13 protein-coding genes are annotated in these 15,063 nt (G+C 51.7%); 3 read left to right on the top strand and 10 right to left on the bottom strand.

Features of this window, described 5'->3' with window-relative positions:
* On the top strand, positions 1-320 hold a 320-nt coding region (locus BIS10_RS12185; RefSeq protein ID WP_392567174.1), incomplete at its 5' end, for a sodium:calcium antiporter.
* On the opposite strand, the gene BIS10_RS12180 is transcribed toward BIS10_RS12185, so the two are convergent.
* Positions 317-2,140 (bottom strand): diguanylate cyclase, encoded by a 1,824-nt coding sequence (locus BIS10_RS12180; RefSeq protein ID WP_253505601.1) that lies wholly within the window; start codon positions 2,138-2,140, stop codon positions 317-319. The two genes, BIS10_RS12185 and BIS10_RS12180, sit on opposite strands and share 4 nt — an antisense overlap.
* A gap of 118 nt (positions 2,141-2,258) precedes the next feature.
* Positions 2,259-3,242 (bottom strand): TAXI family TRAP transporter solute-binding subunit, encoded by a 984-nt coding sequence (locus BIS10_RS12175; RefSeq protein WP_253505599.1) that lies wholly within the window; start codon positions 3,240-3,242, stop codon positions 2,259-2,261.
* Between the two features lie 398 nt (positions 3,243-3,640).
* Between BIS10_RS12175 and nhaD the strand changes: the two genes are divergently transcribed.
* Positions 3,641-5,119, top strand: coding sequence for a sodium:proton antiporter NhaD (gene nhaD / locus BIS10_RS12170; RefSeq protein WP_253505597.1), 1,479 nt, complete (start codon positions 3,641-3,643; stop codon positions 5,117-5,119).
* Positions 5,120-5,183: 64 nt separating this feature from the next.
* Here nhaD and BIS10_RS12165 read toward each other — a convergent pair whose 3' ends face one another.
* The 5 genes from BIS10_RS12165 to BIS10_RS12145 all read right to left on the bottom strand — a co-directional run bounded on the left by BIS10_RS12165 (position 5,184) and on the right by BIS10_RS12145 (position 10,017).
* Positions 5,184-7,709, bottom strand: coding sequence for an EAL domain-containing protein (locus BIS10_RS12165; RefSeq protein ID WP_253505605.1), 2,526 nt, complete (start codon positions 7,707-7,709; stop codon positions 5,184-5,186).
* A gap of 83 nt (positions 7,710-7,792) precedes the next feature.
* Positions 7,793-8,464 (bottom strand): glutathione S-transferase, encoded by a 672-nt coding sequence (locus BIS10_RS12160; protein ID WP_253505595.1) that lies wholly within the window; start codon positions 8,462-8,464, stop codon positions 7,793-7,795.
* 238 nt (positions 8,465-8,702) lie between these two features.
* Positions 8,703-9,281 carry an antibiotic biosynthesis monooxygenase gene (locus BIS10_RS12155; protein ID WP_044629455.1) on the bottom strand — a complete coding sequence of 193 codons (579 nt, stop codon included), beginning with the start codon at positions 9,279-9,281 and terminating at the stop codon, positions 8,703-8,705.
* A gap of 116 nt (positions 9,282-9,397) precedes the next feature.
* Complete coding sequence (locus tag BIS10_RS12150) at positions 9,398-9,781, bottom strand: hypothetical protein (protein WP_044629454.1); 384 nt, start codon at positions 9,779-9,781, stop codon at positions 9,398-9,400.
* 8 nt (positions 9,782-9,789) lie between these two features.
* The gene (locus tag BIS10_RS12145; protein ID WP_253505593.1) at positions 9,790-10,017 is read right to left on the bottom strand and encodes a DUF2835 family protein; all 228 of its coding nucleotides are present in this window, start codon (positions 10,015-10,017) and stop codon (positions 9,790-9,792) included.
* Positions 10,018-10,089: 72 nt separating this feature from the next.
* Here BIS10_RS12145 and BIS10_RS12140 point away from each other — a divergent pair, with 72 nt between their 5' ends.
* Positions 10,090-10,716 carry a putative metalloprotease CJM1_0395 family protein gene (locus tag BIS10_RS12140; RefSeq protein WP_253505591.1) on the top strand — a complete coding sequence of 209 codons (627 nt, stop codon included), beginning with the start codon at positions 10,090-10,092 and terminating at the stop codon, positions 10,714-10,716.
* A gap of 20 nt (positions 10,717-10,736) precedes the next feature.
* Here the strand turns inward: BIS10_RS12140 and BIS10_RS12135 are convergent, their stop codons facing one another.
* From BIS10_RS12135 to BIS10_RS12125, 3 genes are all read right to left on the bottom strand, one after another.
* The gene (locus BIS10_RS12135; protein ID WP_253505603.1) at positions 10,737-12,449 is read right to left on the bottom strand and encodes a bifunctional diguanylate cyclase/phosphodiesterase; all 1,713 of its coding nucleotides are present in this window, start codon (positions 12,447-12,449) and stop codon (positions 10,737-10,739) included.
* 284 nt (positions 12,450-12,733) lie between these two features.
* Positions 12,734-14,677: a methyl-accepting chemotaxis protein gene (locus tag BIS10_RS12130; protein ID WP_253505589.1), complete on the bottom strand. Its 1,944-nt coding sequence runs from the start codon at positions 14,675-14,677 to the stop codon at positions 12,734-12,736.
* Positions 14,678-14,873: 196 nt separating this feature from the next.
* A partial coding sequence (locus BIS10_RS12125) for a C40 family peptidase (protein ID WP_253505586.1) occupies positions 14,874-15,063 on the bottom strand: 190 nt, incomplete at its 5' end.

The raw sequence follows: 15,063 nt of genomic DNA, 5'->3' as shown, positions 1-15,063 counted from the left end.
CCATTGTGGCCGTGGGGACATCGCTGCCTGAAATGGCCGTTTCGGTTATTGCGGCGCTGCGCCGCCACGCCGATGTGGCCGTGGGTAATATCCTGGGGAGCAATATTTTTAACGTGCTGGGGATTTTAGGTATTTCCGCCTTCCTTCAGCCGTTACCGATTGCAGCGCGGGTAAGCCAATTTGATCAGTGGATCATGCTGGGTTCAGCAAGCATTCTGCTGCTGTTTCTCTACACCGGTATGCAACTATCACGCTGGGAAGGTGCCGCGCTGCTTGGTGGCTACGCGGCTTATATAGCGCTGAGCTTTACTATTTTTTAAGCAAACTGCTCGGCCGCGATGTGAACCTGATTACGACCGGCACTCTTAGCCTTGTAGAGGGCATCATCAGCTAGGCTAAGCAGTAATTGAGTATCGTCGCCGTGATTAGGGTAGGCGGCGATACCCATCGAGCTTGTGACGTTAAGCTGCTGGTCATCAGCTACCTCAATACGCAATTGCTCAATGCTACTACGCAAATGCTCAGCTCTGAGTAAGGCGATGTCGAGTGTGGCGCCAGGCATAATCAGCGTGAACTCTTCACCTCCATACCGACATATTAAGTCCTCACCTCGCAGCGCACGCTTTAATAGCTCGCTGACTGCCACCAGCACTTTGTCACCCGCCGAGTGGCCATGTTTGTCGTTGATACATTTAAAGTGATCAAGATCGAGCATAATCACCGCTAACGGCGTCTGCTCGCGTTTTGCACGGCCCAGCTCGCGCTGGATACTTTCTTCAAGGTAGCGGCGGTTATAGAGACCGGTTAGCGGGTCGCGTACTGATTGCTGCTGCAACCGCTCGCGCAATTGAATATTCGCCAAACTTAACGATACTTGCTCGGCCACCGCTTGGGCGAGCTGTTTGCGGTTTTCCCACTCCTTTTGGCGGCCCTCCCTGAGGCCAACATGTAGTACCCCTAACATGCTGCCATGGGCCGAAAGCGGCGTGCAGTAATGGCACCCCCCTACGTTATCAATGTGGGCACAAATAATTTCGTGATTTATCTGGCCGCTTATCTCATAAGGTTTGCCGCGCCGCAGCGCCCAGCAATCCCCTTCAGCCAAACGCTTACCTTCTATGGTGTCAGGCTGACCCCAACTCACCACTAACGGATAGTGTTCGCCTTTTTCTTCGTTTAAAAATAATGCACCTGACGTGGTAGTAAATAGGCTGGGTAGAATCGACTCTAATACCAGAATCGCCTCATCGCGACGGTGGCAGGATTGCAGCATCTCTACCAGATGATTCATAGCCAGCATCTCTTTTGTGCGGCTCGCCACCATATCATCGACTCGCTGGGCAAGAGAGTGGCGAGCTTTCTGCTCTTCACTAACCATCCTCTCCAACCGCTCGGCCATTTGATTAAACGCCCGGGCCATTTCTGCTAACTCGTCTTGGCCAATTTCAGGGGCTCGCGTACGCCAATCACCCTCGGCCATACGTTTAGCTGCCTGAGTAATGCCATTGACGGATAGCGAGGTGCGGTTAGCTAACAGCAACCACATCACCAACGCGGCCAGCACGGCGCTACCAAAACCTACAATGGCAATCAAATTTGCTCGATGACCAATTATCACGCTTTCCTGCTGTTTGCTCTGGAGCTGCAAATTGGCCGCTTCGGTCAACTCATTCATTAACAAACGGAAACTGTCTACCAGCTGTTTGCCACGCTCTAAATTCTCGACATCAGGCGTGCTGATGCCGTTTCGACGGCGTTCAATAGAGATCGTGGCTGCCTCGCGCTGCCAGCGCTCAAACAAATTACCTGCATTGTTGAGGCGCGAAAGCTGCTCTGGCTGGTCTTCAACCATTTGTACCAAACGGTCAAACATTAAGCTGAAAGAGGCGCTAGCCTGTTCATACGGTAAGAGAAACTCCTCCCTACCGGTTAATGCATAACCACGCTGACCTGTTTCTGCATCTACAAAGCGCAATTTTAAGCTGTTAGCAGAGGCAATAATGGCTTGTTGCTGCAGCATTTGCGAAGAGGCACTGAGACTACTCTGTAGCGCCAGATAGAGTGCCACGCCGCTGGCTAGTGTCATACAGAGAGGAATCGCAGCCCCTAGCAACATCTTTACAACAAACGTACGACGCATACGCGTTAATCCTTAGCGAAGCAGCTCAAGTCAACCGCCATCAATTTTGCTGAGACTAACACGCTTGTATGTAACAGTATGAGGCACTTCCTTCTTAGTTGATAAATAGCTATGCCGATCATTCCTGGCGTATACCCTCAGGCAACTCAATGCCTGTTTCGTCGTAGTAACGCAGAGCTCCAGGGTGAAGGGGTGTGCTCAAATGGGCTAAATCATCTGGTGATACGCCCTCCCACCAAGCGGACTGCTCAGCAAGGTTAGCCTTCTGCTCCCAGAAACCTTTAGTCAGCAGATAGGCGGTCTCGTCATCCATTTTTTCAGTGGCATAGGCCATCACTGGAAGTGACGTGGTGGTGACGCTATCAGCAATGCCGGGGTAGGTGCCCCCCGGAATGATCTGGCGTACTGCGCCGGTAAGAGCAATTTGCTCATCCGTAAAGCTCACCAAGGTAATCGGCACTAAGGAGGCGGTTTCCATTACATTGGGCGTAGGGAAAGAGCTAGCGGTCACATAGGCGTCAATTTGACCATTGCGTAGTGCTTCAGCCCCGTTGGTGATGGAAGCATCAGCAAGCCGAACTGTGTCTTTTAAGTCAAAGAGTTCAAAGTAGCGCGCCGCTTCACCTGCGCTGAATGTGCCTCGCCCAATCAAAATGTGCTTCTCTTCCAAGGCATCAATGGTCGTTGTGCCGTCGTCTCCTGCCATAACAAAGTGCATCGTCAGCGATGGGACGGGGAAGAGACCTCGAATAGTGTGAAAGTGCCGGTGATCTCCACCGCTAAACGGTTCCTCGCCTGACAGGGCTTGAGCAACCAGCGCTGGCGGAGAAGTAAACATATAAAGGCCTTCGCGAGCGGCCACTTCCATGACATTTTGCACGGAGCCTTGGCTCTCTTCATTACTCAGCAATACGGTGCCACTACTGTCTTGGCGAATCGCTTGTGCCAACTCAGCGCCCATTTGGTGGTAAGCCGTACCCGCGAGCGCTGATTTATAAATGATGCGTGTCTGTGCCTGAGTAGACATCGCTGTAGTAGCCAGTACCAACGTGGCCAATGACAGGATAACAATGCGACACAAGGAATGAGGGTGAACGCGCATGAAAATACCTTCGGGGATCAAGGGCCACATACGTTAGCATAGCCGCACCCCGCCTGTGCGTTGATCCCCCCTACCGGCCTTCGTCTTGATTTCTCACGTGTGCTGAGACGGCTGGAAGTGGCTTTCATTGTGCTGATAAGCCGTGTCTAGCACATTGACTGGTAATGGTAGGGTTACTTATAGCCGACTATCGTCTAACTAATTATCCAGCCTAAATTCATTACATTATCTGGCGAAATTTACTATTAGCGAAACGGATAATTTCCAAAAAAAAGACGCAATAACTTATTTATCACAGGATTTCATTCGGTTTTATTCCGTATTGCAGCGCAATATCGCTTGCTAAACTAGCGTCGCTTATTCCCCCTTCTTTTAACCATTATAAGGATAAACACACTATGATGACGTTACATCATGACCCAGGCCAGCTTCGAGTGACTCGTTGCTGGCCTTTTTTGTTAGCGGCCTTATTATTTTTTATTAGCCCAGCCGCTTTCGCGGTCACAGGTGAGATTGATTTAACCACCTCTGCGGTAGGGTTCTTCGCGGTGGCAATCTTTGTCCTGGCCTATGCCTTGGTCATGGCCGAAGAGAAAATCCACATGCGCAAATCCAAGCCTGTGCTGGTGGCCGCCGGTATTATTTGGGGACTCATTGGCTGGGTATACGTCCAGAACGGCATGTCAGACACGTCCGAGTACGCGTTTCGCGTGACGCTTCTGGAGTTTACCGAGCTAATGTTGTTCCTGCTGGTCGCCATGACGTATATCAACGCCATGGAGGAGCGCCGAGTATTTGATGCGCTGCGCTCTTGGATGCTGCGCAAAGGCTTTAACTATCGTACGCTTTTTTGGCTAACGGGCGGCCTTGCCTTTATTCTTTCTCCGATTGCCGACAACTTAACCACTGCGCTGCTAATGTGTGCCGTCATCACTAAAGTAGCCGAAGGCGACAAACGCTTTATTAACCTTGCTTGTATCAATATTGTGGTCGCAGCAAACGCAGGCGGTGCTTTTAGTCCGTTTGGCGATATTACAACGCTGATGGTATGGCAGGCCGGTCTGATTGAATTCCAGGAGTTCTTTATCCTGTTTATTCCGTCGTTGGTTAATTTCCTGATCCCAGCGATGGTAATGAGCCTGTTTATTAAAGATCAAAAGCCCAGCAGCGTATATGAGGATGTACAGCTCAAGCGCGGAGCGCGACGCATTATTGCGCTCTTCTTGCTGACCATTGGTACAGCGGTGCTGTGTCATACACTGCTTCACCTTCCGCCCGTGCTGGGCATGATGACCGGCCTAGGCTACCTACAGTTTTTTGGTTACTACCTACGCCAGAGCCTGCCCCGTTCACTGGAACGCAAGCGGGAACGCTATAGCCGCCTGGGTGACAACAAAAAGCTGGAGCAGCTAGGGGGCGTCGTGCCGTTTGATGTCTTCAACCGCGTTGCTCGGGCAGAGTGGGACACATTGCTGTTTTTCTACGGGGTAGTGATGTGTGTCGGAGGCCTTGGCTTTATGGGTTACCTGGGGCTGCTTTCAGAAGCACTCTACACCGGCTGGAACGCTACGTGGGCGAATATTGCGCTAGGGGTAGTGTCTGCAGTGGTTGATAACATCCCGGTCATGTTCGCCGTACTTACCATGGAACCTGAAATGTCTCATGGGCACTGGCTGCTAATCACGTTGACGGCGGGCGTAGGTGGTAGCCTGCTGTCGATTGGCTCAGCCGCTGGTGTGGCCGTGATGGGTCAAGCGCGCGGCTCTTATACCTTTATGGGGCACTTGCGCTGGTCGCCCGTGATTTTGCTGGGGTATATCGCCAGTATCCTGGTTCATATGTGGCTCAATGCCGAAAGCTTCGCACTGTTTGGCTAGCCTTAGTAGGTAAACACGCTAGCCCGCCCAGCGCTCGTGCACTGGGCGGGCTTTTTAATACGCTTTAATACGCTTCGAAAAGATATTCAATGGGCGTGGGCCGCCCAAATAGATAGCCCTGATAGCGGTAGCAGCCGTGGCCTTTCAACCAGTCGAGCTGCTCTTTTTTCTCAACGCCTTCCGCCACCACGTTCAACCCCAAGCTGACCGCAAGTAGAATCGTAGTATCAACAATCGCTGCGTCGGTTTTATCAGTAAGCAGTTCGCGGATAAAGGATTGGTCTATTTTCAGCTCATCCAGCGGCAGGCGTTTTAAGTAGCTAAGCGATGAGTAGCCAGTGCCAAAATCATCGAGCGCAAAGCGGACCCCCTGAGCGCGCAGCTTCAGCATGGTATTACGCACCCGGGTTGGTTCACGCATAAGCAGGCTTTCGGTTACTTCCAATACCAAGCGGCCGGGTGGCGCTTGCGTTTGGGCCAATAGCCCTTCCACGTCGCGGACAAATTCCGGCTGCTGAAACTGCACCGAACTAACGTTCACGGAGATCGTCAGCGCCGCATATGAAGGTTGGTTGGCCCATTTAGCCAGCTGCTCGCAGGCACACTGCAACACCCAGTGGCCGATAGGTACAATCAGCCCGTTCTCTTCGGCCAGGGGGATAAACGTTGCCGGAGAAACCCAGCCCCGCTGAGGGTGATACCAGCGCAGCAACGCCTCTACACCAGTAGTAACGCCCTGATGGTCGACCTGAACCTGATAGTGCAACGCAAGCTCATTACGAGCCAGTGCCTGGTGCAAATCGCCCTCTAGGCTAGCTCTTTCTAACACGCTGGTTTGCATCTCCACATTAAAAAAGCACAGCGTATTGCCACCAGACGCTTTTGCTTGCTGTAGCGCCATATCTGCCTGCTGCAGCACACTGTTCACGCCATGGTCTGCACTGTTAAATAGCGTGATACCGATACTGGCGCTAATGGGCAGCGCGCGATCATTGCGCAGCTGGGCAACCGTTTCCAGCAGTTGTCGCGCTAGCTTCTCAGTATTGGCTGCTGCTTCACTCTGCTGCTCACCCAGGCCATTCAGCAGTACCACAAACTCATCGCTACTAAAACGCGCCAGCGTAGCATCGTCGGTAAGCCGTTGCTGCAGCTTCTGCGCTACGTTAATTAGCAGTTGATCACCACTTTCATGGCCCTGAATATCATTCACCAAGCGGAAGTTATCCAGGTCCGCAATCAAAATTGCGCTATATCCGCATGGCCCTCCGGCGGGATCAGTCACCTCGGCAAGCGACTCCAGTAATAGGCGGCGATTGGGCAGCCCTGTCAGCGCATCGTAGAACACCAGATGGTGAGTCCGCGACTGCATCTCCAGGTATTCCGTTAGCTCGGTGGAAATTCCGCAGAGGCAAGGCGCCTCCCCTGGAGCCACTTCCAGTGGCATTTTAATCGATAGAAACGTGCGAACTCGCTCATTTCCCTGCAACACGTTGTGCTCTTCGACGGTGATTTTTTTACCTGAGGCCAGCACTTGACGATCAACTTCGGCCATTTCTGCCGCACTAGCAGTGTCAAAGAACTCATAATCACCCTTGCCGATAATTTGCTCAGCTGGGTAATTAAATAGGTTACTGATTTGGCGATTGACGTAGCGGTATTTTAGCGAGGGTGTTTTGATATAAATATAGGCGTCAACACTGTCCAAAATAGTAGTTAGCAGCGTTTCATTCGTGGTTAATCTCGCTCGACTGATGGTCATCCGCCGCTTAAGCAACACATTACCGCCTAGTGCAGAAGCCAGCACCAGTAACAACAGCGCTATGCCCCACCATAGCCATGCCGGGGCCAGTGAATCGGACGAAATATTTGAGCGCCATGCACGGAGCGTCTCGTAATAGACCGAATTCATATCGTCCTTCCACCCAAGCAGAACCACATCAATACGCTCAAGTACATCAGCAGAAAGCGTCGGGGAAGCCGCATAAAACAGCCGAGTGGGTTGGAATATAATGGGCGTTTCATGCAGGCCGTAATCATGCGCCCGCCAGTCGCCAAAGAGGTGATTTGATGCCACTAAATCCGCATCGCCACTCGCTACTGCCTGGAAACCAGCCGCAAAGCTGTCGACCTTCAGCCATGTCACATCAATAGCAAAACGCTCAATAACCGCTGCTAAATAGCTTTGCTGAATAGAACCATCGACGATCGCAACACGACGCTGCTCAAGGTCAAGAATAGCCTCTACTCGGCTATCGCTAGACTGATAAAGCTGTGACCAGCTATGCATGACCGGTTCACTATGGAAAGCAAAGCGCTGGGCCCGCTCTTCGCTCCAAGCCACGTCGGGTAACAGGTCAATGTCGCCCTGCTCTAATAACGTTAAACACTGCTGAAAGTCACAGGCACGGCTTTCAAGCTGCCACTGTTCTTGATGGGCTATCGCTGCCAAAAGCTCTCCCAACACCCCCCTTAACTGCCCTTGCTCATCAGCAAATAGTTTAGGAGGATTATGATAGACTCCAACCCGCAGCGTCTCGTTAGCCAGCGCTGCACTACTCCAACTACCTAGCGTAAACAACGCAATTAACACTCCGTAGCGTTTTACACACCCGATAGGGAGATTACCTAGCGCCCGGTTTGGCGCAAACATTCCCTTGAGCACCATAGCAGCGTTTACTCACCTGGCATGGTTAGCGGGCCAGCACGCTCCACAACGCGCTGCCAATCAGGATCACTTTCTATACGTTCAATAAAGGCAGCAATAGCAGGGTAAGCCGCTAACGACCGAGTGGCCGCCACCGCCTGCAGGGGAAAGCTCATTTGGATATCCGCACCGCTAGGCCAATCACCTGCAAAGTTACCGTGTTCAGATAGATGCGTTTCAATGAGGCTAAGATGCTGTTTCAGTTGAGGCTGAATAAAACGTTGCTGTACCGTTGAACTAATGCCTTTGGCAATTGGCTTAATTAGCCACGGTGACTGCTTAGGAATTTGGCTAAAGACGAGTCCCATCACTAACAGTGGCATTAATGAGCCTTCCGCATAATGCAGCCAGTAACGGTAGTTCACCCACTCTTTACCCGCATCGGTAGCAGGCTGTAGCCGTCCTTCACCGTAGCGATTCACTAAATAATCAATAATTGCCCCGGACTCTGCCACCGTTAGATCACCATCTGTAATAACTGGTGACTTACCAAGCGGATGCACCTTTTTTAACGCGTCTGGCGCTTGCTGGGTTTTAGGGTCCCGCTGATAAACCTCAATTTCATAATCAACGTTCAGCGCTTCTAAAAGCCATAAAATACGATGAGAGCGAGATTTTTCTAGATGGTGGACGCGAATCATAACTACTCCATGAGGCGACTTGGTACACCAGCACTAGGCCAGTGTCAGTTATCCATTGACTGCAAGCTTTTCCAGCTTAGCACTATTGCAGCGTTGAACCTCATGGAGAAAGCGACGACCTGCTTATATTACGGCAAGCACATATCATGACATCGTCATTACTTCTCATGATATGCGCTTAAGCTGCTGTTTTAGAAAGGGATTAATAACTTATAAGGAGGCTGAACAATACAAACACTCACGTTCTATGCTGCTGTCGAAAGCGGGCAAAAAGATCCATGGGCGACCACTTTCCTTGTAACCACGGCGCTAGTAAACGTGTTGAAAGCGGGATAAACACAAACACCATGACGGGAGTCAGCATCATGGTACTCACCAGCACCCGCGGAATGAGCGGCCACTCGGCTAACACACTGCCAAACGTCCACTGAAACAGTAGTGAAATGGGGAAAAACGCCAGCCAGACGGCTACGGCTTGCTTCCAGCGTGGCGGGGTAGCTCCAGGGCTTACCTTAAACCACGCATCCAAGCCTGTTGCCCGGTGCTCATGGGGCGCATCGTAAAGGCCTTTACCCCGCTCAAGCCAAGCATGGCGAGAGGCCGAATGCTCCCAAGCAGAAAGGGTTTCCTGGCTGTCAAAGCGAAAAATGATCTGATACTCATCATCTTCTTTAGGGGGCGCCAATACACCGGACCCCAAGTAGCCAGGAAAGTCAGCCGCGAGTTCACGACCTTCATTTAGCCAACGGTTAAAATCTTGGTAGCGACTATTCGCGACGCGACGAGCCACCATCAATGTGACAGGTGAGGCAGACATGGGTAATCTCCTAATGTGTAAGCAGCTGCTGCCGGGTAGGCGAGCTGCAAGCATTCAGGCGGGTAGTCCTGAAGCACGTGCCACATTATACAGGCAATATTAATGCCATGTATGTATCACCGGCGCGGGATTGGATGACGCTGCTCGCCACGCTGAAACGCTCGAACATGCTGATAAATATCAATGGCACTTTGAATGGCATCGGCCTCTAACGCATCTGGCTCAATCACCGGGCCATCCACACCGCCATTTTTTCGCATTATTTCATCAACATCGGCGCGATAGCGATCCAGCAAATGCTTAATATTCATGCGGATTCGGTGTAGTTCTAAATTAAATGCTTGGCGCTGTTCGGTGCGCTTAAAGACATCAAGAGGGTTTTCTGCTGACTCAATCAAGCTATCTAAGGTGTTGCACACTAAACGCTCGGCGGTGTTTAAATTAGGTATGACGGAGTAAACAAGCTCATTCAGCGTCATTTTTGCATTATATTGGGGCATAAGCAGGCTCAGCGGCGATTAAGTGGAACAATATCGTGAAAACGGCCTTGCTCGGTAAACGTTAACCGAAAAATACCATGAACCCCCTCCTCCCCCACCACGCGTCTAAGCGCTTGAGCAGGGAAAACAACCCAGCGACCATCTACACTTCGTGTACGCACATTGTCGTACTGCCCTTCATAGTGGGCAAGGCATTCGTTGACACTTAGATGAATAATGACGTCTATTGAGAGCATAACGTTGCGCAATTCGGCTGGCTCGCAGATACTCTATGCTAACTGAAATGGCCTAAACATCGGTAATCGCTTATGGATATTTCTGCTTTAAATGCGTTTTCCGGCTCCACTGCGACTTGGTCGGCTTCCAACCTGCCTACTCCGCGGGTAGAGCGGAACGAGGCTGGCAGTCAACGCTCTAAGGCCGACGGCCCGCTTTCCAACGCTGAGCCAAGCAAAGAGACAGACGAGCGTACAGAGAGTAGCGAAAAGACGGCGGGCCCTACTCGCCCTGATGGCACTCCGTTAGCCCCGGAAGAGATTCAGCAACTTGAGCAGTTAAAGCAGACAGATCGAGAAGTGCGCCAGCATGAAATGGCTCATCAAACAGCAGGCGGGCCCTACACAGGCGGTGCTTCTTACGATTATGAGGTCGGTCCAGACGGCAAACGCTATGCAGTAGCCGGTGAGGTGCCGATTGATTACGGTCCGGTTCCTGGCGATCCACAAGCTACAGTCGAAAAGATGCAGACAGTGATTGCAGCCGCCATGGCACCAGCTGATCCATCGCCAAAGGATCTGCAAGTTGCCGCTCAAGCACGGCAGTACTTACTCGAAGCAAAGCTAGAGGCCGCACAAAAACAGAGCGAGATGAACCAAGCGCGTGGCGAGCATGATAGTGAGCCTGCCAATGACGAGCCGCCCGAGCAGGCGGCTTAAACGCTAAATCATTTGAGCAACTATAGCGTGGCTAACGCTCGCCACTCATGACGCTGGGTCCAATGTGTTAGCCACTCTGATACGGCTTCTGGTGGCATTGGCCGAGCAATACCATACCCTTGGGCTAACTCACATCCCAGTGCCATTAGCGCCTTGGCATGCTCAAGCGTCTCTACGCCTTCGGCCAGCATTGGGCGTTTAAATCGATTCGCCATATAAATAACGCTTTCGACAATTGCCATGTCATCCTGGTCGCTCAGCATATCGCGCACAAAGCTTTGATCAATTTTAATTAGATTGACAGGCAGTTGGCGTAAATGAGTTAACGACGAAAACCCAGTACCAAAATCATCAATGGCAAAACTGACCCCTAGCGCTTGGCAACTAGCCATATTTTTTAGCGCAGCTTTCACATCATGCATTGCCGCACTTTCCAATACTTCCAGCTTTAACAGAGAAGGCGACACCGTGGGGTAGCGGGCAAGCAGCTCTGCTAAGCGTTGGCTAAAGTTGCTCACCAAAAGGTGCGTAGGGCTGATATTGACGTTAATCGGTATTTCAATACCGTCATTTTGCCACTGAGTCAGCTGTTGTAGCGCATGCTCTAACACCCACTCGCCTAGATCCACTTCCAGCGGGGTGGCATCTATAGTTGACAAAAACTGCCCAGGAGATAACAGCCCACGTTCGGGATGTTGCCAGCGAATTAATGCCTCAACACCCACAACCTGGCCGCTGCGCATATCTACCTGCGGCTGATAGAAAAGTCGTAGTTCGCCATGCTTTAGTGCATCCATAAAGCGCTGACGCTGCTCATGGCGTACCTGAAGCAGAAGGTCATGGGTAGGATCAAAAAGGTGGTAGGTATCCCGGCCGCGCTGCTTGGCGCGATACATAGCTTGGTTGGCATGGCGCAAAAGCACATCGCCTTGAGCATGATCGCTTGGGTAGGAAGTAACGCCTAAACTGGCAGTCAGGTAAATTGCCTGGCCTTCAACGATTAGCGGTTGGCGAATGGAGGCCAACAGCTTTTCAAAAAACGATTCCTCAACACCATGGTGAAGCAACAGCACAAACTCATCACCGCCGATACGAGCAAGTACATCATCACCAAACAGTAGATGGCTGATGCGTTGTGCAAATGCCGATAACAAAGCATCACCTACCTGAGGGCCAAGACGGGCATTAATGGCGTGAAAGTGATCAATATCCAGAGAACAAATCGCCAGCGGCAGTTGTCGACTTTCTGCGTGCTGGATGGACTCTTGAATGAGCTGGGTCAGCAGCTGCAGGTTTGGCAACCCTGTTAATGCATCAAAATAGACTTCACGATTCAAGTGGCGGGCGTGGGAAGGAATGGCAGAAAGATCTGCCAGCACAATCACATGATGATCAATTCGGCCCTGCTCATTACGAACCCGGTTTATCGACATCATACCGGGGTAAAACTGTCCGTCGTGGCTACGATAACTAATCTGGCTTTTACTGCGGTCACGCAGTTGAAGCTCCTCGCGCATCAAACGCGTGGTGCGGCTATCGTCGAATGGCAAAATGCTGAATGCTTCCGGCGACCGGCCTCGAATTTCACTCAGCGACAACCCCGTTAATTCGCAGAAGGCTGGATTAGCATCCACCACAAGATTATCAGCATCGGTAATGATGATGGCCTCATTAGCGTAACGAAATGCCGATTCAGCAGGCGCTAAAAGCGTACTAGAATCGGTCACTGACATTGTGGCGGCGCTAAACGGCAAAGATGCTGCTTGGGCAGCGGGGTGAGGCAAAGACTGCTCCTTCGAGTCGTTCAAGGGCGGGCGCATACGTCTCTGCTCTCCTCGTATAAACTGGTTAAATTTAATGACTTTCGATTATATTAACACCGTCTTGCTACATATGTTTTAGATTAAATAGCGTTAAATCAACGTGCTACTTTAGCCTCAGCAGACATAAGCCAACGCCCCTCTCCCCCACAAAAAGGGAACACAGGGTTCCCTTTTTCGCGTTTTACTTAGCGCCATTAACTGTAGGCAAGCTGCTGACTATGGCGTGGCGATATTTCTGCAACGCGGAAACGGCTAACCAGCGTGGTCATTTCTTCAGCCTGGTCATCTAGCGAGCGGCTTGCCGTGGCGACTTGCTCAACCAAAGAAGCATTCTGCTGGGTAACATCTTCAAGCTGTGCCATCGCATGGCTAATCTGCTCAACTCCCGCTGACTGTTCATGGCTAGCTGTCGCAATCTCATCTACCAGTGCCGCCACCTGCTGCACACGCGCAGCAATTTTTTCCAGTGTGTCACTTGTCGTGGCAACTAACGCTTCACCTTCGTTAATACGCGCTACGTTATTGTTGACCAAGTGGCGGATCTGACTAGCCTCTTCGGCACTGCGGCTTGCCAACTTACGTACCTCATCAGCTACTACTGCAAACCCTCGCCCATGCTCGCCCGCACGCGCCGCTTCTACCGATGCGTTCAGTGCCAACAGGTTAGTTTGAAAGGCAATATTATCGATGGCCGTTACGATGGTTGTCACTTGCTCATTCGCCTGATGAATGTGCTGCATTGCCTGCCGGGCCTGCATCGCCACCTCAGTAGCTTCTTGTGCCTGGTTAGCAACGCCACCAGTCATACGCTGAGCTTGATGCGCGTTATCCGCATTTTGCCGCACGGTGGCGGTCATCTGCTCCATACTGGAAGCTGTCTGCACGAGTGACGCTGACTGCTCCTCAGTGCGCTGAGCAAGATCTTGGTTACCCTGAGCAATTTCATTGCTGGCAAGCGCTACCGACTGTGCATTGCGCTTCATTTCAGCAATCAACTGTTCTGTTTGCGCTGACGCATCGTTTACCGCTTGATAAAGCCTAGAAAGCTCATCACTACCGGGCACCGGCAGGCGCTGCGTCAAGTCATCGCCGCGTTCCGCAATGCTTACCAACGCTCGCTGAAGCGGTCGCGTCATGGTGCGAACAATGAGTATTGCCATGCCAATGGCAATCACAGTAGCCACTACAGCAATCGCTAAGTACCACCATAGATCTCGCTGTGCTTGGCGCTTAAGCTCATCAGTAGCGCTTACGATAGTTGCAGAAACACTATCCTCAAGCGCCTTTAAGCGGCCAATTTTCACTGTTTGCCAATCGAACCACTCTTCTGGGTTTACCCCGAAGCCTGCCGTTTGCTGAATCGCTAGTGCGCGCCGCTCCAGCACGCGCTCAACCTCCGGGCCACTCAAAGCTGTCTCCAGTGCCTCACGGTTAGCAGCACCAGATAAGACACGAAAAGTTTCTAGAAATGCACGTTCCTCACCTATTAATGACAAGAGACGCTGCAGGGTCGCTTCAGGCATCGCATCGGCAGCAAATACATTTGAAAGAAGCGCACGCTCAATACCTGCCAAATCTTTTGCCTCTAACAAATTATAATAGGCTGCCAGTTGACGGGTAATCGCGCCCTCTCCCGTTAGGTGGGCAAGCTCGCCAACGAGTACCATCAGCAAGCTATTAAGCCCTGTATAGTGGCCTAGCGCTTCCGGTGTTGCCACACTAAGCAGGTCTACCTGGTCACGCAGCGACTGGTTTTGCTGCCATTGTTGCTCAACCGCAGCCAACTGCGAGCTGATCGTGGAGGTCAGCAGCGTTGCATCAAGTTGATCACGCTGTTGGAAAAAAGCTTCCGCAGCAGCATCCATATCTGAACGCTGCTGGCGCAACCGATCTCCGAACACCTTCCCCTGGCTGCCTAAAAAGCCAGCCGTCATGCCGCGCTCCCGCTGCACTTGATGTACCCAGCCCCCTGCCTGTTGAGCCAGTGCAGTTAGTGCTTGCATACGTGACAGCTCGTTAACCACTGCCTGCCGGGCAATGGCACCACTGGCAGCAAACCATCCCAGCGCTATCAAAGGCAGCACCAATACTAGGGCAAACTTAAACCGCATCGGTAAGCGGTGGAGAATCTCTTTCATCGCGTTGCTTAGCCTCAATTTACATCGTTCAGGGAGGTAAGCGGCGTACTCGTTTTTTTATTGGCCTATATAGACTCTTTATTTACCAAGTTTGCCGCATTTTGCCGGGCAATTAAATGCGATTAGCTGACAAAACAGTCCGAGTGTATAGCGATAAGAAAAATATACCTTGACCTGTATCACCCTGGCAGCTCACTTAAGGGGCTGGACCTGCCGCCCCTAAAAAGCGCTGCTGCCAATAGGCAACATCCAGCGGTACGCTAACCACCGCTCGGCCACTGCCTGGGGCGTGAATCATCTGGCGGTTACCGCCGTAGATGCCAACGTGCGTGGCTTTGTTGCCGTCGCCAAAAAACAGCAGATCTCCAGGGCGCGGGGCGTCTACT

Origin of the sequence: Halomonas sp. 707B3, from assembly GCF_024158645.1 — a bacterium.
Lineage (GTDB): Bacteria > Pseudomonadota > Gammaproteobacteria > Pseudomonadales > Halomonadaceae > Vreelandella > Vreelandella lionensis.
This window is presented reverse-complemented; position numbering and strand designations above follow the sequence as displayed.

Excerpts from the sequence above, each read along its gene's own strand:
- BIS10_RS12150 (WP_044629454.1), bottom strand. The coding sequence starts at position 9,781 with ATGCCCCAATATAATGCAAAAATGACGCTGAATGAGCTTGTTTACTCC.
- BIS10_RS12160 (WP_253505595.1), bottom strand. The coding sequence starts at position 8,464 with ATGATTCGCGTCCACCATCTAGAAAAATCTCGCTCTCATCGTATTTTA.
- BIS10_RS12130 (WP_253505589.1), bottom strand. The coding sequence starts at position 14,677 with ATGAAAGAGATTCTCCACCGCTTACCGATGCGGTTTAAGTTTGCCCTA.
- nhaD (WP_253505597.1), top strand. The coding sequence starts at position 3,641 with ATGATGACGTTACATCATGACCCAGGCCAGCTTCGAGTGACTCGTTGC.
- BIS10_RS12135 (WP_253505603.1), bottom strand. The coding sequence starts at position 12,449 with ATGTCAGTGACCGATTCTAGTACGCTTTTAGCGCCTGCTGAATCGGCA.
- BIS10_RS12145 (WP_253505593.1), bottom strand. The coding sequence starts at position 10,017 with ATGCTCTCAATAGACGTCATTATTCATCTAAGTGTCAACGAATGCCTT.
- BIS10_RS12140 (WP_253505591.1), top strand. The coding sequence starts at position 10,090 with ATGGATATTTCTGCTTTAAATGCGTTTTCCGGCTCCACTGCGACTTGG.
- BIS10_RS12180 (WP_253505601.1), bottom strand. The coding sequence starts at position 2,140 with ATGCGTCGTACGTTTGTTGTAAAGATGTTGCTAGGGGCTGCGATTCCT.
- BIS10_RS12155 (WP_044629455.1), bottom strand. The coding sequence starts at position 9,281 with ATGTCTGCCTCACCTGTCACATTGATGGTGGCTCGTCGCGTCGCGAAT.
- BIS10_RS12175 (WP_253505599.1), bottom strand. The coding sequence starts at position 3,242 with ATGCGCGTTCACCCTCATTCCTTGTGTCGCATTGTTATCCTGTCATTG.